This is a genomic window from Mumia sp. (genome assembly GCF_028803055.1).
In the GTDB taxonomy this organism is placed as follows: Bacteria; Actinomycetota; Actinomycetes; order Propionibacteriales; family Nocardioidaceae; genus Mumia.
This window is the reverse complement of sequence record NZ_JARBCJ010000042.1, coordinates 1-19,587: the sequence shown is the minus strand read 5'-3', so window position 1 is coordinate 19,587 and position 19,587 is coordinate 1. Positions and strand designations below refer to the sequence as shown.

The following is a 19,587-nucleotide window of genomic DNA, read 5'->3' as shown; positions in this document are numbered from 1 at the left end:
GACGCACCGGTGGCCGTCGTCCCGTCACCGAAGGTCCACGCGTAGGACGCGATCTCCCCGTCCGGATCGGACGACCCCGACGCGTCGAACGACGCCGACAGGTTGTCGGTCGACGACGTGAACGACGCGGTGGGAGCCTGGTTGACCGGTGGTGCAGTCACCGTGACGCTCTGCGTGACCGACGCCGTCGCTCCGTCGTCGTCGGTCACCGTCAGCTTGACCGCGTAGGTCCCCGCCGAGGCGTACGTCTTCTGCGGCGACGCACCGGTGGCCGTCGTCCCGTCACCGAAGGTCCACGCGTAGGACGCGATCTCCCCGTCCGGATCGGACGACCCGGACGCGTCGAACGACGCCGACAGGTTGTCGGTCGACGACGTGAACGACGCGGTCGGCGGAAGGTTCTGCGCCTCGCCCGTCGTCCCGGTGAGGTGGTGAGCCGCGATCTCTCCGGCCGGCAGGGCCCGCGGATAGACAGCGACCTCGTCGATGCGCCCGCTCAGGTTGTTGGACGTGCCGCGGTTCGGCCAGCTGCTCGAGAGCTGGTCGCTCCCGATGCGCCAGTAGCCGAGGTAGGCCTGGCCCCACTGCGTGTCCGTGCGCTGCCCGACCATCGTGCCGTCGAGATAGAGCTTCATGCCCGACTTGTCCAGGCTCGCCGCGAAGTGGTGCCACGTGTCGTCGTTGTAGCCGTTGCCCGACTGCACCGTCCGGATCTCGCCGGGGTTGACACCGAACGTCACTCGACCGCTGCCGTTGATGTAGAGAAGACGGTCGTGCGTCGAGGAGTTGCCGGTCTTTGAGCTGCCGAAGCCGGCGATCCTGCCACCCAAGATCGAGCTGGTACGGAACCAGCCCTCGATCGTGAAGGCGTTGGGCGCGAACCTCAGCTCGTTGGAGTTGATGCGCCCGCTGGTGCTTCCGTTGAGGCTCGACGCGGTGCCCGGAGACACCGCACCCGAGACGCCGCGTGTCACGCCCGAGCCCGCAGTCCCGTTGTCCGTGCCGCCCCAGTCCTGGACGCTGGTGCCCGAGGCCTCGTCGAGCCGGTAGTACAAGGTGGGCTTGCTGCCGAGGACGGCTCGGGCGTAGGGGCCGTACGGGGTACCGCCGCTGCCGAGCACCGAGGTGGACCCGTTGCCGCTCCAGCTGACGTTGTTGTCAGGGTCGGTGACCCGCACGCGGTAGGTGGAGGTCTGGCCGGCCGTGAGTCCGGTGTCCACGAAGGTGAGGGTCGGCCGGTGGTAGAAGTTGGAGCCCTGCGTCACCTCGTACACCGGGGTGGTCGTGTTGCCGTTGCGATAGACGCGGTAGGTGAGGCTTCCGCTGTCGGGATCGGTCGCGGCCTGCCAGGAGACCTGCGCGGTGCCCGGCGCCTTCGAGGTCACCGTCGGGGTCAGGCTGGGCGACGCGCTGGGTCCGACGTTGTTCGGCGCGAGCGACCGCTTGGCGAAGCGTACGAGGCCCTGCTGCGCGACGTTGTTGACCTTCGGGAACTCCCCGCCGTAGACCATGTAGTCGTCGTTGCCGGTCACGCTCCAGGCCGCCTGGCTCTGTCCTGTGAACGAGCCGACGTCGATCGTCGGGAACCAGTCGAGCAGTGTCGGGGACGGGTTGTTGTGGAAGCTCGGGTAGCCCATCGTGTCGCGCGACACGACGCCCGTGGCCTGCTTCGAGAGCGCCGTCGCCTGGTAGAAGTCCCACGGCTCCGTCTGGGCGAATCCACCGATGTTGCCGCAGTAGTGCTTGTGGCCGGCGGCGTACACCGCCTCCTTCGCCGGGTACACCGAGTACGTGTCACCGTGGCAGTCGTCGAGCCACGTGATCTGGCCGGTCGAGCTGGCTCGGAACGTGCCCTCGAACCCGCCACTCCCGTAGTAGTCGTAGCCGCTGCCGTAGACGCCGTCCTCGTCGGTGGCGAGGCTGAGGATCGCGGCGCCGTCGCCGGTGTTCTTCACGACCTGGTTCATCGGCCACCCGAGAGTCGCGCCGGACGTCGGGTCGACGGCGGCAAGGCCGCGGGCCTGGGCACCGTTGACGTTGCCGAAGTGCCCGCCGATCACGACTCGGGACCCGTCGGGCGTGATCGTCAGGGCGTTGACGCGATGGTCTGCCGCGGGCGCCCATGGCCGCACCGCCGCGTTCGAGGCGGCGAAGGCTGCGAGCCGGGTGCGGCTCTCGTTTCCGGCGCGGGAGAAGATGCCACCCGCGTAGACGGTGTCGTTGGTCGCGACGAGAGCGCGCACCTGCGAGTCCGTGCCGGTGTTGAAACCCGGGACAAGAGCGCCGGTGGCCGTGTCGAACGCGGCGATCCGGTAGCGGTTCTGCCCGCTCACCTGGGTGAACGAACCGCCGATGTAGAGACGAGAGCCATCGGGCGAGGCCGTGACGGCCAGCGCCTGTCCGTTCAGGTTGGGGTTGAAGCTGGAGATCAGCGCACCCGTCCTGATGTCGAAGGCCAGCATGTAGTTGCGAGTCACGACGTTCTGGCCTGCGGGCGACCCCGCAGGCCGCGCCTGCGTGAAGTTGCCGACGGCGTAGACCGTGTTGCCGACGACCTCCTGGTCCCACACCACCCCGTTGATCTGGACGGTGGGCAGCCCGTCCGCGGTGACGGTGACCGGCGTCGCGGGATCGGACGGTGCGGAGTCGGCCGGCGCTGGCGCGGTGACCGCGCCGAGGAGCGCCACGGTGAGCGCGGTGGCAGCACCGACGGCACCGAACCGGCGAAGGGTGGACTGGCGACGCATGAAGGCCTCCGAGAAAGGGTGGTCGAACGGTGACAACCTAGTCCGAGCAGGAGTCACGATCAGCAAGTTGTTCGTTTTGCGATGTCGCGTTCGGGACATCGCCGAGGTCAGGGCATGACACCTCTGAACGCCACGATGTCGGCGTCGCCGGAGTAGCTGACGCTCACGACCGCGCGTCGCGCGTCGGGCTTCGGGAGCTGGAAGACGTAGCGACCGGTCGCCGACCCGCCGACCGCGAGGCTCCCGTCGAAGGGTCGGGTCCGCTTGTCACCGAGCACCGGCGAGGCCGGCTGGTTCTGGCGGCCCACGTTCAGGTTCACGACCGCGTCGCCGAGCTGGACCGGCTTGCGGCTGTCGTTCGTCACGCGGACGACCACCACGACGCCGGGTCCCTCCACCTCACCAGCGCCTTGGGCCGAAGCACGGACGTCCTTCAGACGAACGACCGTCGCCGTGACTCCGTCTCCCATGTCGGCAGACTCGCTCATCGGAACCGGCTTCAAGGTCCCCGGATAGAGCCCGTCCGAGCCGTCGGACACGGACGTGCCGGGATCGGAGCCGGGCTCGTCCGTCGAGGGCGCGGAGCCGCCGTCGTCGGGTGCCGGTGTGTCGCCCGACGACTCCTCGGCCCCAGTCGTCGACGCTGCTCCGGCGGTCGCCGTCGGCTCGGCCTTCTCGCCCCGTGTCCCGGCCTCCGGCCCGTCGTCGCCGAGCACGAGCACCGCCACGACCAGGAGAACGACAGCCGTGACGACGCCCACTCCGACGACCACGACCAGGCGCCGCCGTCCCTCCGCGTTCTCGCTCACCGAACCGTCCCTCGCTCCTCGTCGCCCCGATGCTCTGAGCCTCTCGAGGCTAACGTGGCCGCGGAGCGATGTCCGCCGTTTCGGAGCACCGAGGCTATCGTCACGTCTACGATGACGCGGACCCGACCGGTCTCGAGACTCGAGGAGGAGCGTGACCGCGACGACCGCCATCGTGACGGTGAACTACGCATCGCACCGCCTCCTCGCGACGAACGAGGCGCTGCGGCAGGCTCAGGACGAGGGCCTGCACGTCGTCGTCGCCGACAGCTACTCGTCGGCAGGCAACCGCGACGCGGTGGCCGCTCTCTGCGCCGACCGAGGCTGGCAGCTGGTCCCCCTCGCCGGCAATCCCGGCTTCGGCAGCGCCGTCAACGCCGCGGTCGCCGCCCTCGACGAAACAGTCGCCACGCTGGTCCTGCTCAACCCGGACGCGTCCGCCCCCGCCCGCACCCTGTCTCACCTGGCCGACGCCGTCCGAGCCGACCAGGCCGCGATCGTCGCGCCGCGCATCGTGCGCCCTGACGGGTCGACGTGGTCGGAAGGCGGCGACATCCTCGTCGCCGAGGGCACCACCCGCACCGCGGGCGTACGGATCGAACAGGCGTCGCATCCCTGGCTGAGCGGCGCGTGCCTTGCCGTGTCGCGGCCACTGTGGGAGCGGCTCGGGGGGTTCGACGACGACTACTTCATGTACTGGGAGGACGTCGATCTGAGCTATCGCTGCGTGACGGGGGGCGGCCGCGTCGTGGTCAGGCGTGACCTCGAGGTCGTCCACGACGTCGGCGGCACCCAGGGGGGCGGACGTGCGAAGTCCGACCTCTACTACCGCTACAACTGCCGCAACCGGTTGCTGTTCGCGTCGAAGCACCTGACCGCCGACGAGATCCGCGGGTGGATCTCCACGGCGCCCTCGTACGCGCGGGACGTGGTCCTGCGCGGCGGGCGACGTCAGTTCCTCGAGCGTGGCCCGGGACCGCTCCTGTCCGCTGCGCGCGGATCGTGGGAGGGCTACCTCCACGCCCGGCGCGCGTTGCGCTGAGCGACGTCCCGCGTCATCCTCGGCGGCGTCCCGAGGCGACGCCCCGGGTCGAGTGCCCGCCCGCGATCTTCTCGAGGAGCTTCTCGTAGCCCTCGGCGACATCGTCCCAGCGGTAGAGCTCCGCTGCGCGGTCCTGGAGGCGCCGGCCCGCCGCCCTCATCTCTGCCGGGTCGGCCTCCGCGCGCTCGAGGCAGGAGGCGACGCCCTCCTCATCGCGGAACACGAGATCGTCACCACCGAGCACGCCGACGTTGAAGGACACGTCGTAGGCCGCGACGGCCGTGCCGGCGCCCATCGCACGCAGGAGCGACGGATTGGTCCCGCCGACCGAGTGACCGTGGACGTAGAGCAGGGCGTGCGCATAGAGCTGGTCGAGCAGCTCCTGGTCCCACACGCCGCCGACCAGCCTCACCCCGCTGTGCTCGCGCGCCGCGAGACCCTCGACCCGAGCCGTGTAGTCGTCGGCGTACGGCGCTGACCCCACGACGACCACCGGCAACCTGGCACCGGATCTCACGGCACCGTCGACGATCTCGGAGACATGGTTCTCCGGCTCGAACCGGGCCACGACGAGGTGGTATCCCCCGGACTCCAGCCCGAGGTCGGCGAGCCTGTCCGCGGGCGGGTCTCGAAGGATGGGTGCGCCGTACGCCAGCAGCTCGGTCGGCAGACCGAACTCGTCCTCGTAGTAGTCGGCGATTCCCTGCGCGTCCGCGATCACAGCGTCGGCCCAGCGCACCGACAGCGCCTCCGCCGCACGGTAGTAGCGCTTGCCGGCGCCGCCCCACTTGGCGCGCTTCCACTCCAACCCGTCGGCATGGAGCGCGGTGGGGATGCCCCGGAGGCGCAGAGCTGGCAGGAACGGGGCGTTGGCGGCGTTGAAGACCACCGCGGCGTCGTAGCGTGCACGGCCGAGCGAGACGTGGCCGACCGAGAGCGCGGTGTGCGACAAGGTCTCCAACGCCTTGCGCCGGGCCGCGGGCAGGTGCACCAGGGTCATACCGCGGTAGCTGTCCGCGCCTCCGCTCCCCCGGCAGTAGACCGTGACCTCGTGTCCTCGGTCGACGAGACGTCGGCCGACCTCCTCCACGGCGGTCTCGAACCCTCCGTACTGCGCCGGGACGCCGCGGGTGCCCAGCAGGGCGATCCTCATCGTGGGCCCCCGGAGGCCCGGTCCAGCGCGCGGAGCTCGCGCCACCACTTGACGAGCGCTGCCGCGAGCGCTGCCGCGTTGGCGAGCATGAGCGCGGTGTAGACGGCGGTGAACGCCGGCCCCCAGGCGAGCAGCACGAAGACGAGACAGAGGACCCCGTAGTCGGTCGGGAGCAGCAACCAGCGGCGCGCCGGGTGCTCCTCGCGGTCGACGTCGATCGTCGACCCACGTGACCCTGCCGGCCGGAGGGTCGGGACCAAGATCAGGCCGAAGAAGGTGACGACCGCCACGACCTCGTACGCCACCGGGACCAACAGCCAGCCGGCCTCGTCGTACGTCGGCCACCGGAACCAGGAGATCAGGACCGCCAGGTGGAGCGTGCTCGTCTTGATGCAGTCGATCATGTGGTCGAGCCACTCGCCGCTGCGCGAGCCGGCCCCCGCCAACCGGGCCAGCTGTCCGTCGACGGAGTCCATGACGTAGCCGAGGGCCAGGAGGACCGCGATCGCGCAGGCGGTCACCACGGTGGGCTCGGTCAGCGCCAGCAGGGCGATCGCGGCGGTGGACAGGGAGGCGCTGATCGCCGTCGCCTGGTTGGGCGTCATCCCGACCGTGCTGACGACCGCGGCCACCTGCCGACCGAGAGGTCTGTTGACGTGCCGCGAGTAGGCGGCGGTGCCCTTGGCCGGCTTCTGCGCCCGCCGGAGCGCGTCGAGAGCCTCCTTGACCGTCCTGGTCGCGGTGGTCACGAAGTCCGTCCCGCGCTGGGAGCCGAGGCTTGCCCGTCGCTGCCGGTTGACCGCGAACGCAGCCGCTGCACGCGAGACTCGACGCCCCAGCGGGTGACCTTCCGTACGGCCTCCACCACGATGCCGCCGTTCATCTTGGACTCACCCCGTTCGCGCTCCACGAAGGTGATCGGAATCTCCTGCAGAGTGAAGCCGCCTCGCACCGCGCGCCAGGCGAGATCGATCTGGAAGCAGTAGCCCTGGCTGTCGACGGGCTCGGCGACCAGCCTCTCCAGCACTTTCGCGTCGTACGCGCGGAACCCGCCGGTCGCGTCGCGGACGGGGAGACCGAGCGCAAGACGGGCATAGAGGCTGCCTCCGCGCGAGAGCAGCCGTCGGTGCCACGGCCAGTTGACGACACCACCCCCCGGCACCCAGCGTGAGCCGAGCGCCACGTCGGCGGACCGCAGCCCGGCAAGCAACCCGGGGAGGTCCTGCGGCCGGTGCGAGCCGTCGGCATCCATCTCCACGACCACGTCGTAGTCGCGCTCGAACGCCCACGCGAACCCGGCCAGGTAAGCGGCGCCGAGCCCCTCCTTGCCGGCTCGGTGGAGCACGAACACCTGGGTGTCCTCGCCGGCGAGACGGTCAGCGATCTCACCAGTGCCGTCGGGCGAGGCGTCGTCGGCGACGAGGACGTCCGCGGTCGGCACGCAGCGCCGGATACCGCTGACCGCACCCACGACGTTGTCCGCCTCGTTGTAGGTCGGGACGATGACGAGCGTGCGCGGAGCTCGCGAGGTGTCCGTGGACATGATGGATGATCCCCGTCTGGCTGAGGCGTGTACGAGGTTGCGACGCTATCAACTGAGCGGCGGTCGGGCGGACGATCGCACGATCCCGGCCCGTGGTGCGCGTCGCATCTCGTCTTGGGACAACCCGGTCAGACGCGACCTCTCCTCGGCCTACGGTGGACGGATGACTTCGGTTCTCGAGCGCTCGCGCGCCCGACGTCTCGCTCACGAGCTGGCGACGTTCGGCGCTGTCGGCCTGACCGGGTACGTCGTCGACGTCTCGGTGTTCAACCTCCTGCGGTACGCGGGTCCTGGGCTGCTTGAGGACAAGCCGTTGACCGCCAAAGCGATCTCCGTGTTCGTCGCCACGCTCGTGACCTACTTCGGCAACCGCACGCTCACGTGGCGGCACCGCGCTCGGGCCAGCCGACTCCGTGAGTACAGCCTGTTCTTCGTCTTCAACGGGATCGGCATGGCGATCGCCCTGGGCTGTCTCGCTGTGTCGCACTACCTCCTCGACCTGACGAGCCCGCTGGCCGACAACATCTCCGCGAATGTCGTCGGCCTGGCGCTCGGCACCGCGTTCCGCTTCTGGGCCTACCGCACGTTCGTCTTCAACCAGGTCCGTACGCCGCCGGAGTCTGCCCCGGAGATGGCCGAGATCACCGCCCCGGGCCGGTGAAGGTCCCTCTGCACGCCGCCCTACGATCGTCTCGGAGCCCAGCCGGCCAGGAGGAATCGTTGCGCACCCACCGATCCGTGCTTGTTGCCCACCCGTCCGCCGACGTCTACGGATCTGATCTCCAGCTCCTGGAGAGCGTGTCGGCGATCGTGGAGCGTGGCGGCCAGGTCCGCACGGTGGTTCCGGAGGACGGGCCGCTCGTCGAACGGTTGCGAGAGCGAGGTGCCACCGTCGACGTCGTGTCGTTCCCGGTGCTCCGCAAGAGTCTGCTGTCGCCGGTCGGACTGCTCGGGCTCCTGCTGTCCATCCTCCGGGCGTTTCCCCGACTCCTCCGGGCGTGCGACCCGTCACAGGTCGACGTCGTCCTCGTCAACACCGTCACCATCCCCTGGTGGTTGCTCGCGGCCCGTCTGCGCGGCGTCCGGACGGTCTGCCACGTCCACGAGGCCGAGGACGAGGGCAACGCCGTCGTGCTCGCCGCTCTCGCCGCACCGAACCTGCTCGCCGGGTCGATCGTCGTCAACAGCAACGCGTCGGCCGCTGCGCTGACGCGCCGTGCGGGCCTGCTGCGCCGCCGGATCGTGGTGGTCCACAACGGTGTTCCCGGGCCTGACACGAGGCCCGAGCCTCCCCGGGCCCGTCGACCGGGAGATCCGGCCAGGCTCGTCGTCGTCGCACGGGTGTCCCCTCGCAAGGGGGTCGATGTCGCTCTCGATGCCACGGCGCTGCTGCGGCAGCGCGGCCACGACGTGACGCTCGACGTCTGCGGCTCGGTGTTCCCTGGCTACGAGTGGTTCGAGCGCGAGCTCCGGGCCCGGGCCGCACAGACGCCGTTGGAGGGTGCCGTGACGCTGCACGGATACGTGTCCCCGACCTGGCCCGTGCTGGCGGCGGCAGACGTCGTCCTCGTGCCGTCGCGCGTCGAGCCCTTCGGCAACACCGCCGTCGAGGCGCTGCGTGCCCGGCGGCCGCTCGTCGCGTCCGGTGTCCAGGGCCTGATGGAGATCGTCGAGGACGGGGAGACCGGCCTGCTGGCGGAGCCTGGCGATGCCGAGGACCTCGCCGACGCGGTCGAACGCTTCCTGGCTGATCCGACGTGGGCCGCCGAGGTGGCCGAGGCGGGTGAGGCCGAGGCACGGGCGCGGTTCTCCGTCGCGGCCTATCGCGAGAGGATCGCCGCGGCGCTGGGAGTCACCTCGCCCGCGACGATCAGCTGTTGAACTCGCGCTGTGCGACCTCGAGGCCTGAGGTGAGCAGTGTCTCGACGGCGTCCGCCGCGGTCTCGACGACCAACGGCAGCTCCTTGCGCTCCGTGCTCGAGAACGGCTTGAGCACGTAGTCGGCAGGGCTCTGGCGACCGGGCGGACGACCGATGCCCACCCGCACCTTGTAGTAGTCGCCGGTGCCCAGCGACGCGCGGATGGACTTCAGCCCGTTGTGGCCGTTGTCCCCGCCGCCCAGCTTGACGCGCATGGTCTCGTACGGGAGGTCGAGCTCGTCGTAGACCACGACGAGCTGCTCGGGCGGCACCTTGTAGAACGTCGCCAACGCCTTGACGGCACCGCCGCTCTCGTTCATGTAGCCGCGTGAGCGGCCGAGCACGACGCGGACGCCGGAAGGGCCGCCGAGGCGACCCTCCACGACGTCCGCGCGCGTGGGCTTGTGCGACTTCCAGCGGCCACCCGCTCTCTCAGCGAGGGCGTCGGCGACCATGTAGCCGATGTTGTGACGCGTCTGGGCGTACCCGGGTCCGGGGTTGCCCAGGCCGACGACGAGCCATGGCGATTCCGTCATGGCGTCGTCGTTCTCCTGCTCGCGTCGGTGAGCCGGGGCTCGGAAGATCCGTCCCAGGATCACTCGGCGGGTGCGGCCTCGGTCTGCTCGGCCTCGGCGGCCTCGGCGGCCTCGGCCTGCGACTCGTCACGCTCGATGCCGGCCTCGGCCTCGGCCTCCTCCAGCTCGGCCTCGACCTGCGCCGCGGTGGGCTCGGCCACGATGTTGACGATCAGCAGATCGCCGTCGACGGCCAGCGACGAGCCCTTGGCCAGATCCAGGTCGGACGCGTGGATCTGAGCACCGGCGTCGAGGCCCTCGACCGAGACCTCGATCTGCTCGGGCAGGTGCGTCGCCTCGGCCTCGATGGGGACCGAGGAGTTCTCGGTGACGACCATCGAACCGCTCACCGACTCGCCGGTGACGACGATCGGGATGTCGACGGTGACCTTCTCGCCCTTGCGGACGACCAGGAGGTCGGCGTGCTCGATGAAGCCCTTGATCGGGTCGCGCTGGACCTGCTTGGGGAGGACCAGCTGGGCGTCCCCGTCGACGTCGACCGACAGCAGCGCGTTGGGCTGCTTGAGCGCCAGCATGAGGTCGTGGCCTGGCAGCATCACGTGGATCGGATCGATGCCGTGGCCGTAGAGGACGGCAGGAACCTTGTTGTCGCGACGGATACGGCGAGCGGCGCCCTTGCCGAACTCGGTACGCGTCTCAGCCTTGATCTTGATCTCGGACACGGCGGAACTGCTCCTTAAAAGCGGGGTCTTCGTGCGGGTCGCGCCTCGGCGACGGTGGTCTTTCGGACGGCCGCATCGCGCACTGAGTCCAAGACACCAAGTCGATCACGGCTGACGGAAAGCCAACCCTCGCCGAGGCAACTTCCCCATCATACAAGGGCGGAGGCAAGGCTGTCGAAGCGGGCTTCGAGACGGGTACGGCGGAGGCTCAGGCCTTGCCGTCGAACAGGCTCGTGACGGACCCGTCCTCGAAGACCTCACGGATGGCCTTCCCGAGCAGCGGCGCGATGGAGAGCTCGGTCAGCTTGTCGAACCGCTTGTCCTCGGACAGCGGCAGCGTGTCGGTGATGATCACCTCGGCTGCCGAACAGCTTGCGAGTCGCTCGACCGCCGGCCCCGAGAATACGGCGTGGGTCGCCGCGATGACGACGTCGGCGGCTCCGGCGTTCATCAGCGCCTCGCACGCCTGGACGATGGTGCCGCCGGTGTCGATGAGGTCGTCGACCAGGACGCAGGTGCGACCCTCGACCTCACCGACGACGCGGTTGGCGATCGACGCGTTCGGACGGTCGATGTCGCGCGTCTTGTGGATGAACGCCAGCGGCACGCCGCCGAGCTTCTCGGCCCAGTTCTCGGCCACCTTGATGCGGCCCGCATCCGGCGACACGACGGCGAGCCGCTTGTCGCCGTAGCGCTCGAGGACGTACTCGGTGAGGATCGGCATCGCCATCAGGTGGTCGACCGGGCCGTCGAAGAAGCCCTGGATCTGAGCGGTGTGGAGGTCGACGACCATCAGACGGTCGGCGCCGGCGGTGAGGAACAGGTCGGCCATGAGGCGCGCGGAGATGGGCTCGCGACCGCGGTGCTTCTTGTCCTGTCGGGCGTATCCGTAGAACGGCTGGATGACCGTGATCCGCTTGGCCGAGGCCCGCTTGAGGGCGTCGACCATGATGAGCTGCTCCATGATCGCCTCGTTGATCGGCGCGGAGTGGCTCTGGATCACGAACGCGTCCGAGCCGCGTACGGATTCCTGGTATCGCACGTAGATCTCGCCGTTGGCGAAGTCGTACACCGACGTCGGGACGAGCGAGGTGCCGACCTCCTTGGCGACCTCCTCGGCGAGAGCGGGGTGGGCTCGACCCGAGAAGAGCATGAGGTTCTTCTCGGTGGTGCGCTTGATGCCGGTCACGTGGGACTCTCCTGGGCGTCGTCGCTCTGGTCGCCGGCGGCCGCACGGGCGGCCGCCTCGGCGGCTGGGGTCCCGGGGCGTTTCCTCGCGACCCACCCTTCTATCGTCCTCTGTGATCCAGCCGACACCGCAAGTGCCCCTGGCGGAACGTCCTCGCGGATCGTCGCTCCCGCACCGGTGAAGGCGCCCTCACCGACGCTCACCGGGGCGACGAACGTGTTGTTGCACGAGATGCGGGCGTGAGCGCCGATGGTCGTGCGGTTCTTCTTGACGCCGTCGTAGTTGGCAAAGATCGAGCCCGCGCCGATGTTGGCGCCCTCTCCGATGTCGCCGTCACCGACGTACGAGAGGTGAGGGACCTTCGCGCCGGGAGCCAGTCGGGTGTTCTTGGCCTCGACGAACGCACCGAGCTTGCCGCCGGCGCCCACCGTCGTGCCCGGGCGGAGGTAGCTGAACGGACCCACGGTCGCCTCGGCCTCGATCACCGACAGCGAGGCGTGGGTGCGGACCACGCTGGCGCCGTCACCGATCTCCATGTCCTGAAGCGTGCAGTCGGGGCCGATCAGGGCGTCTTCGCCGATGCTCGTCGCGCCGAGGATCTGGGTGCCGGGCAGGATCGTGGTGTCGGGCCCGATCGAGACGTCGACGTCGATCCAGGTCGTCGCCGGGTCGACCACGCTCACCCCGGCGAGCATGTGGCGCTCGACGATGCGGCGGTTGGCCTCGGCGGCGAGACGGGCGAGCTGGACGCGGGTGTTGACACCCTCGGTCTGCACGGCGTCGGCGATCTCGTACGCGCCGACCTCGCGGCCTTCGGCGACGGCGAGACCGATGAGGTCGGTGAGGTAGTACTCGCCCTGGGCGTTGTCGTTGCCGAGCGTCCGCAGCGCCTCGCGCGCCCATGCGAGATCGAAGGCGAGGATGCCGGAGTTGATCTCGTCGATCCTGCGCTGCTCGTCGGTGGCGTCGCGCTCCTCGACGATCTCGACGACGCCGCCGTCGGCGCCGCGGACGACGCGACCGTAGCCGTGGGGGTTCGCGACCTTCGCCGTGAGGACGCTGAGGGTACGGCCGTGCTGCCGGTGGTCCTCCACGAAGCGCTCGAGCGTCTCGGGCTCCAGCAACGGCACGTCGCCGTACAGCACGACCACGCTGCCGACCGCCTCGTCGCCGAGGGAGGCCAGCCCGACCGCGACGGCGTGGCCCGTGCCGAGCTGCTCCTCCTGCACGGCCTGGATCACGTCGGGATCGACCTGGGCGAGGTGCTCCGCGACCTGTTCACGCTGGTTGCCGATCACCGCGACCACATGCTCCGGGGAGATCCCTCGGGCGGCGTGGAGCGCATGACCGAGCAACGTTCGCCCGGCGAGGGGGTGGAGGACCTTCATGGTCTTGGACCGCATCCGGGTGCCGCCACCGGCGGCCAGCACCATCACGATGGTCGGAGCCTGCTCGCTCACGGGTTCCTCTCGTACCGACGACTCGGGCGGATGAGCTCCCCGGGTAGGAGTCGAACCTACGTCGCTTGATCCGCATTCAAAGTGCGGCGGGCCCTGCCGACAGACCAACCGGGGATCATCCGCCCCCAGCGTACGGAACCAACGGGCCCCTGCACACACCGAGCCGGACGCCGGACCTCCTCAGTCCCGTCGCAGGCCCGACTCCCGACGCAGGGTCACCGTGCTCACCGCGACCCCGAGGAGCGCGGTCACCACCGGGACGAGCAGCGCGGCCCGGAAGCCGTCGAGCCCGATCGTCGCCGCGGGACCGGACACGGCAGCCAGGACCACCGCGACCGCGGCGAGCCCCAACGCCGACCCGAACTGGAAGGACGTCGACAGCAACCCGCCGGCAAGGCCCTGCTCGTGCGCAGCGACCCCGTTCGTCGCCTCGATCGTGAGCGGCCCGTACGCCAGCGCGAACGCGATGCTCACCAGGACGAAGGAGGGCAGCAGTGCCGCGTATGACCAGTCCGCCCCGAGCCGGAGCAGCGACGCGTAGGCGACGGCGGCGACCACGAACCCGCTGAGGAAGACCACCGTGTTGCCCCAACGCGCCACGAGCAGCGGCGTGATGGTCGGGGCCAGCACGGCGTCGAGGCCGAGCACCGCCATCGCCATCCCGGTCTTGACCTCCGACCATCCCCGCAGCTCCTGCAGGTACAGCACCATCACGAACTGGAACCCGACGAACGCGCCGACGAGCAGCAGCGCCGCGAGGTTGGCGCGGACCAGGCGCCCGGACCGGAGGATGCCGAGCCGTACGACCGGCGCCGGCGCCCGCCGTTCGAGGGCGACGAAGAGACCGAGCAGCGCGAGGCCCAGCACGCCGACCGCCACCGTCCTGAGCGCAGGCGCCTGCGGCGACTGCACCAGCGCCAGCACGACGAGCAGCATCGCCGAGGTGAGGGTGAGAGTCCCCCTCACGTCGAACCGCTCCCGCGCAGACCCGTCGCGGCGGGCCGGGCGGGGGGGGGGCGCGCCCGGCCCCCCGCGCCCCCCCCCCACTCGGCGGAGGGGAGCCGGCTGCAGGAGGGGGCGTACGACAGCGAGCCCCGCCCGGGGATCCCGGACGGGGCTCGTCATGGCGGTGGCGGTGGGATTTGAACCCACGGTAGGTTGCCCTACACAACATTTCGAGTGTTGCACCTTCGGCCGCTCGGACACGCCACCGCAGAAGAGATTACCGGACCTGCTGCCCGCCTCCGGAACCGGGTCAGGGCTCAGCGGTGCTCAGCAAAGAAGGCCAGCAACTGGGCCCGCGCCTCCTCGGCACGCACCCCTCCGCGGACCTCAGGGCGATGGTTGAGCCGCCGGTCCCGGACGACGTCCCACAACGAACCGACCGCGCCCGCCTTGTCGTCGTACGCCCCGAACACGAGGCGGGCGACGCGAGCGAGGACGAGCGCACCCGCGCACATCGTGCAGGGTTCGAGCGTGACGACGAGGGTGCAGCCGTCGAGTCGCCACTCGCCCCGCGCGGCCGCCGCGGCCCGTAGCGCGATCACTTCGGCGTGCGCCGTCGGGTCGCCGTCGCGCTCCCGCGCGTTCCAGCCCTCGCCTAGGACGGCTCCGTCAGCGTCGACGACGAGCGCCCCGACCGGGACGTCGGCGGTCTCGAGAGCGCGTGACGCCAGGTCGAGCGCCCTGCCCATCAGGGCGTCGTCGTGGACGAGCGGGGACGACACGTCAGCCGGCGAGCGCCTGGTAGGCGTCGCCGAACCCGAGCCGTTCGGCGATGTCGCCGAGCACCTCGTCCGGGTACGCGTCCGGATCGTCGAGCATCACGGCGAGATCGATCGCGCTCACACCCAGGTCGGCCAGGATCTCCATGTCACCGGCAGGCTGCGGCTCGTCGTCGTCCTCCGGGTCGGGGAGGTCGAGCTCGTCGGCGACGGAGCTGGCGAGCGGCCACTCGTCGACGGCGGTGATGTCGGACAGGAGTAGGAGCGTGCTGCGGCCCCAGACGCGCACGAGCACGAAGAAGTCCTCGTCGACGGCGACCATGCCGATCACACCGCACTCCGAAGGGAACGGGCGCAGCGCCCGCTCGACCTCCTCGATGTCTCCGGTGACACCGGCGGGAAGGCGGGTCAGCTGCCAGCCGCCCTCGTCACGGTAGGCGGCGACCGCGACATCGACCTCGCCCTGCAGATCGTCCTCCACGGCCACACCCCCTTGACGGTCGTCGTCGTGCACGTACCCGCAGGATGGCAGACGATCACACCCTCGTGTAGGGGAGTCGCCGGCAGATCGTCGCTCGGTAAGGTTCGCCGCATGGACATCCACGTCGTCGACCACCCGCTGGTGGCCCACAAGCTCACCACGCTCCGCGACTCGAGGACCGACTCCCCGACCTTCCGGCGGTTGACCGACGAGCTCGTCACGCTTCTGACGTACGAGGCCACCCGCGACGTCCGGGTCGAGCCGGTCCTCGTGCAGACCCCGGTGTCGCCGGCCGAGGGCGTACGCCTCGCGCCGCCGAAGCCGCTCATCGTGCCGATCCTGCGCGCCGGCCTCGGCATGCTCGACGGCATGCAGCGCCTGCTCCCGACGGCCGAGGTCGGCTTCCTCGGGATGATCCGCAACGAGACGACCCTCGAGCCCGCGACGTACGCCGAGCGGCTGCCCGACGACCTGACCGGCCGCCAGGCGTACGTGCTGGACCCGATGCTCGCCACCGGCGGCACCCTCTCGGCGGCGATCGCGTTCCTCGTCGGTCGAGGGTGCACGGCGATCACCGCGATCTGCCTGCTGGCCGTGCCCGAGGGCATTGCCCGTGTCGAGAACGACCTCGCCGACGTCGAGGTGCCGGTGTCGCTGGTGGTCGCCGCGGTGGACGAGAAGCTCAACGACGTGGGATACATCGTGCCGGGTCTCGGGGACGCCGGTGACCGGCTGTACGGCGTCGCCTGAGGCGTTAACCTCCGCGCAATGAGACGCACGTCTCACCCTCTGGTCGGCGCCAGTCGCTGCCGATAACGTCTCCCGAATGAAGATCGGCGTGGTCAAAGAGACCTCGCCGGGCGAGACCCGTGTCGCCGGGACCCCGGCGACCGTGACGCAGCTGATCAAGCTGGGTTATGACGTCGTGGTCGAGTCCGGCGCAGGCGAGGCGTCCAGCTTTTCCGACGAGGCCTACGTCGAGGCCGGCGCCTCGGTCGTGCCCCGCGACGAGGCGTGGCGGTCCGACCTCGTGCTCAAGATCAACGCCCCCTCGCCGGACGAGATCGGCCTCCTTGCCGACCACGCGACCCTCATCAGCCTGCTGTCCCCGGCGCTGAACGAGAGCCTCGTCGACGAGCTGACACAGCGTCACCTGACCGTGCTGGCGATGGACGCGGTGCCGCGCATCTCCCGCGCCCAGTCGATGGACGTCCTGTCGTCGATGGCCAACATCGCCGGCTACCGGGCCGTCGTCGAGGCGGCGCACGAGTTCGGGCGGTTCTTCACCGGCCAGGTCACGGCCGCCGGCAAGGTCCCCCCGGCCAAGGTGCTGGTCGCAGGCGCCGGGGTCGCGGGACTGGCAGCGATCGGCGCGGCGAGCAGTCTCGGCGCGATCGTCCGCGCCACCGACCCGCGCCCTGAGGTCGCCGACCAGGTCAGGTCGATCGGCGGCGAGTACCTCCCGGTCGACGTCGAGCAGCAGGAGGCGTCCACCGACGGCTACGCCAAGGCGACCAGCGAGGACTACGACCGCCGCGCCGCCGAGATCTACTCCGAGCAGGTCCTCGACGTCGACATCGTCATCACGACCGCGCTGATCCCCGGGCGTGCCGCACCGCGGCTGCTGACCGAGGCCGACGTGGCGAGCATGAAGCCGGGCAGCGTCATCGTCGACATGGCCGCCGGCCAGGGCGGCAACGTGGCCGGCTCCGTCGCGGGGGAGAAGGTCGTCACCGACAACGGGGTGACGATCCTCGGCTACACCGACCTCGCCGGGCGCCTCCCGACGCAGGCCTCCCAGCTGTACGGCACCAACCTCGTCAACCTGCTCAAGCTGCTCACGCCGGCCAAGGACGGAGAGCTCGTCCTCGACTTCGACGACGTCGTCCAGCGCACGGTCACCGTGGTCCGAGACGGCGAGAAGACGTGGCCGCCACCCCCGGTCGCCGTCTCGGCGGCGCCCCCGGCAGCCGCTGCACCCGCTCCCGTACCCGCGACCAAGGCCAAGGCGCCGGCCAAGCCTGCCGTCACGTGGGGCCTCATCGGCACCGGGATCCTCGCGCTCTTCCTCGTCAACGCCTTCGCGCCCGCGCCGCTGCCGGAGCACATCACGGTGCTCACGCTCGCGGTCGTCGTCGGCTACTACGTGATCGGCAAGGTGCACCACGCCCTGCACACGCCGCTGATGTCGGTGACCAACGCGATCAGCGGCATCATCGTCGTCGGCGCGATGCTGCAGATCTCGGTCGACGACGGGGCCGACAACGCCACGGTGATCCGTGTCCTCTCGTTCATCGCGATCCTCTTGGCCTCCATCAACGTCTTCGGCGGCTTCGCCGTGACCCGTCGCATGCTCAGCATGTTCTCGAAGGACTGACGCCGCCATGACCGCACAGAGTGCTGCCACCGCGGCGTACATCGTCGCGTCGCTGCTGTTCATCCTGTCCCTGGCCGGGCTGTCCAAGCACGAGACGTCACGCAACGGTGTCTGGTACGGGATCGCCGGCATGGGGATCGCGCTCGTGGCGACGTTCGTGCTCGTCGCCGACGTCGCCGACGCCGACGCGATCGCGCTGCTGCTCGTGGCGGTCGCGATCGGCGCCGCGCTGGGACTGTGGCGGGCGCGGAGCGTCGCGATGACGCAGATGCCCGAGCTGATCGCGCTCCTGCACTCCTTCGTCGGCCTCGCCGCGGTGCTGGTGGGCTGGAACGGCTACCTGGCGCCGAACCACCTGACCGGCTCGCTGGCCGACATCCACCACGCCGAGATCTTCATCGGCATCTTCATCGGCGCCGTGACCTTCACCGGCTCGATCGTCGCCAACCTCAAGCTGTCGGCGAAGATGCGGTCGGCGCCGCTGATGCTGCCGGGCAAGAACCTCATCAACATCGGCGCGCTCGTCGTCTTCGTGATCCTGACGGTCTGGTTCGTCATCTCCCCGAACCTCACGCTGCTGATCCTCGTCACCGTCGTCGCGCTGGCGCTCGGCTGGCACCTCGTGGCATCGATCGGCGGTGGCGACATGCCTGTCGTCGTGTCGATGCTCAACAGCTACTCGGGCTGGGCCGCGGCGGCGTCAGGCTTCCTGCTCAACAACGACCTGCTGATCGTGACCGGCGCGCTCGTCGGGTCGTCGGGTGCCTACCTGTCCTACATCATGTGCCAGGCGATGAACCGCTCGTTCCTCTCCGTCATCGCCGGCGGTTTCGGCATCGAGGCCGCGACCAGTGACGCGACCGACTACGGCGATCACCGCGAGATCACCGCCGCCGATGCTGCCGAGCTCCTCAAGAGCGCGCGGTCGGTCGTCATCACCCCCGGGTACGGGATGGCGGTGGCTCAGGCGCAGTACCCGGTCGCCGACCTCGTCCGCAGGCTGCGCGACCGAGGCATCGAGGTCCGCTTCGGCGTGCACCCGGTCGCCGGCCGCCTCCCCGGGCACATCTACGTGCTGCTCGCCGAGGCCAAGGTCCCGTACGACATCGTGCTCGAGATGGACGAGATCAACGACGACTTCGCCGAGACGTCGGTGGTGCTGGTGATCGGCGCCAACGACACGGTGAACCCCGCCGCAGCCGAGGACCCCACGAGCCCGCTCGCCGGGATGCCGGTGCTGCGGGTGTGGGAGGTCGAGAACGTCATCGTGTTCAAGCGGTCGATGGCGGCGGGCTACGCGGGCGTCCAGAACCCGCTGTTCTTCCGCGACAACACCCAGATGCTGTTCGGGGACGCCAAGGAGCGGGTCGAGGACATCCTCCGGGCACTCGCCACCTGACCTGACCTCCACCATGTGACATCGAGGGTGGCGCATGGCGGGATACCGACGGTATCTTGACGGCCATGCCCTCATCCTTCACCGGCAAGGTTGCCGTCGTCACCGGTGCCGCACGCGGCATCGGCGCAGGTGTCGCCCGCGAGTACGTCCGTCGTGGAGGTCGCGTCGCGCTCCTCGGCCTCGAGCCCGACGAGCTGAAGTCCCTCGCCGCCGAGCTGGGTGACGCCGCCGCCTGGTGGGAGGCCGACGTCCGCGACACGGCCGCGGTCCAGTCCGCCGTCGATGCCGCCGCGGACCGCTTCGGCCGCATCGACCACGTGCTCGCCAACGCCGGCATCGCCGCGTACGGCACGGTGCGCCAGATCGATCCCGGCGCGTTCGAGCGGGTGGTGGACGTGAACCTCAACGGCGTCTTCCGGACGCTCCGCGCGGCAGCTCCGCACGTGATCGCCACGAAGGGATACGTCCTCGTCGTCTCGTCGCTGGCGG

19 protein-coding genes and 2 tRNA genes are annotated in these 19,587 nt (G+C 70.1%); 7 read left to right on the top strand and 14 right to left on the bottom strand.

Translation table 11 applies throughout. The features are described 5' to 3' along the window. The coding region (locus PV363_RS06325; protein WP_301021924.1) for a PKD domain-containing protein at window positions 1-2,747 on the bottom strand (2,747 nt) is incomplete at its 3' end. Window positions 2,748-2,854: 107 nt separating this feature from the next. Then, a complete protein-coding gene (locus PV363_RS06320) occupies window positions 2,855-3,556 on the bottom strand; it encodes a hypothetical protein (protein ID WP_301021923.1) in 702 nt (233 codons plus the stop codon). Between the two features lie 151 nt (window positions 3,557-3,707). On the opposite strand from PV363_RS06320, the gene PV363_RS06315 reads away from it, so the two are divergent. Then, on the top strand, window positions 3,708-4,595 hold the full coding sequence (locus tag PV363_RS06315) for a glycosyltransferase family 2 protein (RefSeq protein WP_220366143.1): 888 nt from the start codon (window positions 3,708-3,710) through the stop codon (window positions 4,593-4,595). 13 nt (window positions 4,596-4,608) lie between these two features. Here PV363_RS06315 and PV363_RS06310 read toward each other — a convergent pair whose 3' ends face one another. Genes PV363_RS06310 through PV363_RS06300 form a run of 3 tightly spaced genes read right to left on the bottom strand, consistent with a single transcriptional unit; the run spans window position 4,609 to window position 7,291 of the window. Further along, complete coding sequence (locus tag PV363_RS06310; RefSeq protein WP_301021922.1) at window positions 4,609-5,748, bottom strand: DUF1972 domain-containing protein; 1,140 nt, start codon at window positions 5,746-5,748, stop codon at window positions 4,609-4,611. Further along, window positions 5,745-6,497, bottom strand: coding sequence for a CDP-alcohol phosphatidyltransferase family protein (locus PV363_RS06305; protein WP_220346198.1), 753 nt, complete (start codon window positions 6,495-6,497; stop codon window positions 5,745-5,747). Before PV363_RS06305 ends, PV363_RS06310 begins: the two co-directional genes overlap by 4 nt. After that, window positions 6,494-7,291, bottom strand: coding sequence for a polyprenol monophosphomannose synthase (locus PV363_RS06300; RefSeq protein ID WP_220346197.1), 798 nt, complete (start codon window positions 7,289-7,291; stop codon window positions 6,494-6,496). Before PV363_RS06300 ends, PV363_RS06305 begins: the two co-directional genes overlap by 4 nt. A 163-nt stretch (window positions 7,292-7,454) precedes the next feature. Between PV363_RS06300 and PV363_RS06295 the strand changes: the two genes are divergently transcribed. Further along, window positions 7,455-7,952, top strand: a complete 498-nt coding sequence (locus PV363_RS06295; RefSeq protein WP_220346196.1) for a GtrA family protein — start codon at window positions 7,455-7,457, stop codon at window positions 7,950-7,952. Window positions 7,953-8,029: 77 nt separating this feature from the next. Further along, window positions 8,030-9,172 carry a glycosyltransferase family 4 protein gene (locus PV363_RS06290; RefSeq protein WP_301021921.1) on the top strand — a complete coding sequence of 381 codons (1,143 nt, stop codon included), beginning with the start codon at window positions 8,030-8,032 and terminating at the stop codon, window positions 9,170-9,172. Here the strand turns inward: PV363_RS06290 and pth are convergent. From pth to PV363_RS06245, 9 genes are all read right to left on the bottom strand, one after another. Continuing rightward, window positions 9,162-9,746 (bottom strand): aminoacyl-tRNA hydrolase, encoded by a 585-nt coding sequence (pth, locus tag PV363_RS06285; protein WP_220343616.1) that lies wholly within the window; start codon window positions 9,744-9,746, stop codon window positions 9,162-9,164. The genes PV363_RS06290 and pth overlap by 11 nt on opposite strands. 59 nt (window positions 9,747-9,805) lie before the next feature. Then, complete coding sequence (locus PV363_RS06280) at window positions 9,806-10,468, bottom strand: 50S ribosomal protein L25/general stress protein Ctc (protein WP_220343615.1); 663 nt, start codon at window positions 10,466-10,468, stop codon at window positions 9,806-9,808. A 208-nt stretch (window positions 10,469-10,676) separates the two neighbouring features. Then, entirely contained in the window at window positions 10,677-11,657 is a 981-nt protein-coding gene (locus PV363_RS06275) for a ribose-phosphate diphosphokinase (RefSeq protein ID WP_220343614.1), read from the bottom strand. After that, a complete protein-coding gene (glmU, locus tag PV363_RS06270; protein ID WP_220346193.1) occupies window positions 11,654-13,117 on the bottom strand; it encodes a bifunctional UDP-N-acetylglucosamine diphosphorylase/glucosamine-1-phosphate N-acetyltransferase GlmU in 1,464 nt (487 codons plus the stop codon). Before glmU ends, PV363_RS06275 begins: the two co-directional genes overlap by 4 nt. A 35-nt stretch (window positions 13,118-13,152) precedes the next feature. After that, a tRNA-Gln gene (locus PV363_RS06265) sits at window positions 13,153-13,232 on the bottom strand. A gap of 65 nt (window positions 13,233-13,297) precedes the next feature. Continuing rightward, the gene (locus PV363_RS06260) at window positions 13,298-14,083 is read right to left on the bottom strand and encodes an MFS transporter (RefSeq protein ID WP_301021920.1); all 786 of its coding nucleotides are present in this window, start codon (window positions 14,081-14,083) and stop codon (window positions 13,298-13,300) included. Between the two features lie 158 nt (window positions 14,084-14,241). After that, window positions 14,242-14,329: transfer RNA gene (locus PV363_RS06255), tRNA-Ser, on the bottom strand. A 50-nt stretch (window positions 14,330-14,379) separates the two neighbouring features. After that, a complete protein-coding gene (tadA, locus tag PV363_RS06250; protein ID WP_301021919.1) occupies window positions 14,380-14,844 on the bottom strand; it encodes a tRNA adenosine(34) deaminase TadA in 465 nt (154 codons plus the stop codon). Between the two features lies 1 nt (window position 14,845). Continuing rightward, window positions 14,846-15,322, bottom strand: a complete 477-nt coding sequence (locus PV363_RS06245) for a tRNA adenosine deaminase-associated protein (protein WP_220343092.1) — start codon at window positions 15,320-15,322, stop codon at window positions 14,846-14,848. A 111-nt stretch (window positions 15,323-15,433) separates the two neighbouring features. Between PV363_RS06245 and upp the strand changes: the two genes are divergently transcribed. The 4 genes from upp to PV363_RS06225 all read left to right on the top strand — a co-directional run. Further along, window positions 15,434-16,072 (top strand): uracil phosphoribosyltransferase, encoded by a 639-nt coding sequence (gene upp / locus PV363_RS06240; RefSeq protein WP_220343091.1) that lies wholly within the window; start codon window positions 15,434-15,436, stop codon window positions 16,070-16,072. 76 nt (window positions 16,073-16,148) lie between these two features. After that, window positions 16,149-17,699: a Re/Si-specific NAD(P)(+) transhydrogenase subunit alpha gene (locus PV363_RS06235; RefSeq protein ID WP_220345858.1), complete on the top strand. Its 1,551-nt coding sequence runs from the start codon at window positions 16,149-16,151 to the stop codon at window positions 17,697-17,699. A 7-nt stretch (window positions 17,700-17,706) separates the two neighbouring features. Further along, entirely contained in the window at window positions 17,707-19,098 is a 1,392-nt protein-coding gene (gene pntB / locus PV363_RS06230) for a Re/Si-specific NAD(P)(+) transhydrogenase subunit beta (protein WP_301021918.1), read from the top strand. 65 nt (window positions 19,099-19,163) lie between these two features. Continuing rightward, on the top strand, window positions 19,164-19,587 hold a 424-nt coding region (locus PV363_RS06225; protein WP_301021917.1), incomplete at its 3' end, for an SDR family NAD(P)-dependent oxidoreductase.

Excerpts from the sequence above, each read along its gene's own strand:
- PV363_RS06235 (WP_220345858.1), top strand. The coding sequence starts at position 16,149 with ATGAAGATCGGCGTGGTCAAAGAGACCTCGCCGGGCGAGACCCGTGTC.
- pntB (WP_301021918.1), top strand. The coding sequence starts at position 17,707 with ATGACCGCACAGAGTGCTGCCACCGCGGCGTACATCGTCGCGTCGCTG.
- PV363_RS06310 (WP_301021922.1), bottom strand. The coding sequence starts at position 5,748 with ATGAGGATCGCCCTGCTGGGCACCCGCGGCGTCCCGGCGCAGTACGGA.
- pth (WP_220343616.1), bottom strand. The coding sequence starts at position 9,746 with ATGACGGAATCGCCATGGCTCGTCGTCGGCCTGGGCAACCCCGGACCC.
- upp (WP_220343091.1), top strand. The coding sequence starts at position 15,434 with ATGGACATCCACGTCGTCGACCACCCGCTGGTGGCCCACAAGCTCACC.
- PV363_RS06300 (WP_220346197.1), bottom strand. The coding sequence starts at position 7,291 with ATGTCCACGGACACCTCGCGAGCTCCGCGCACGCTCGTCATCGTCCCG.
- PV363_RS06295 (WP_220346196.1), top strand. The coding sequence starts at position 7,455 with ATGACTTCGGTTCTCGAGCGCTCGCGCGCCCGACGTCTCGCTCACGAG.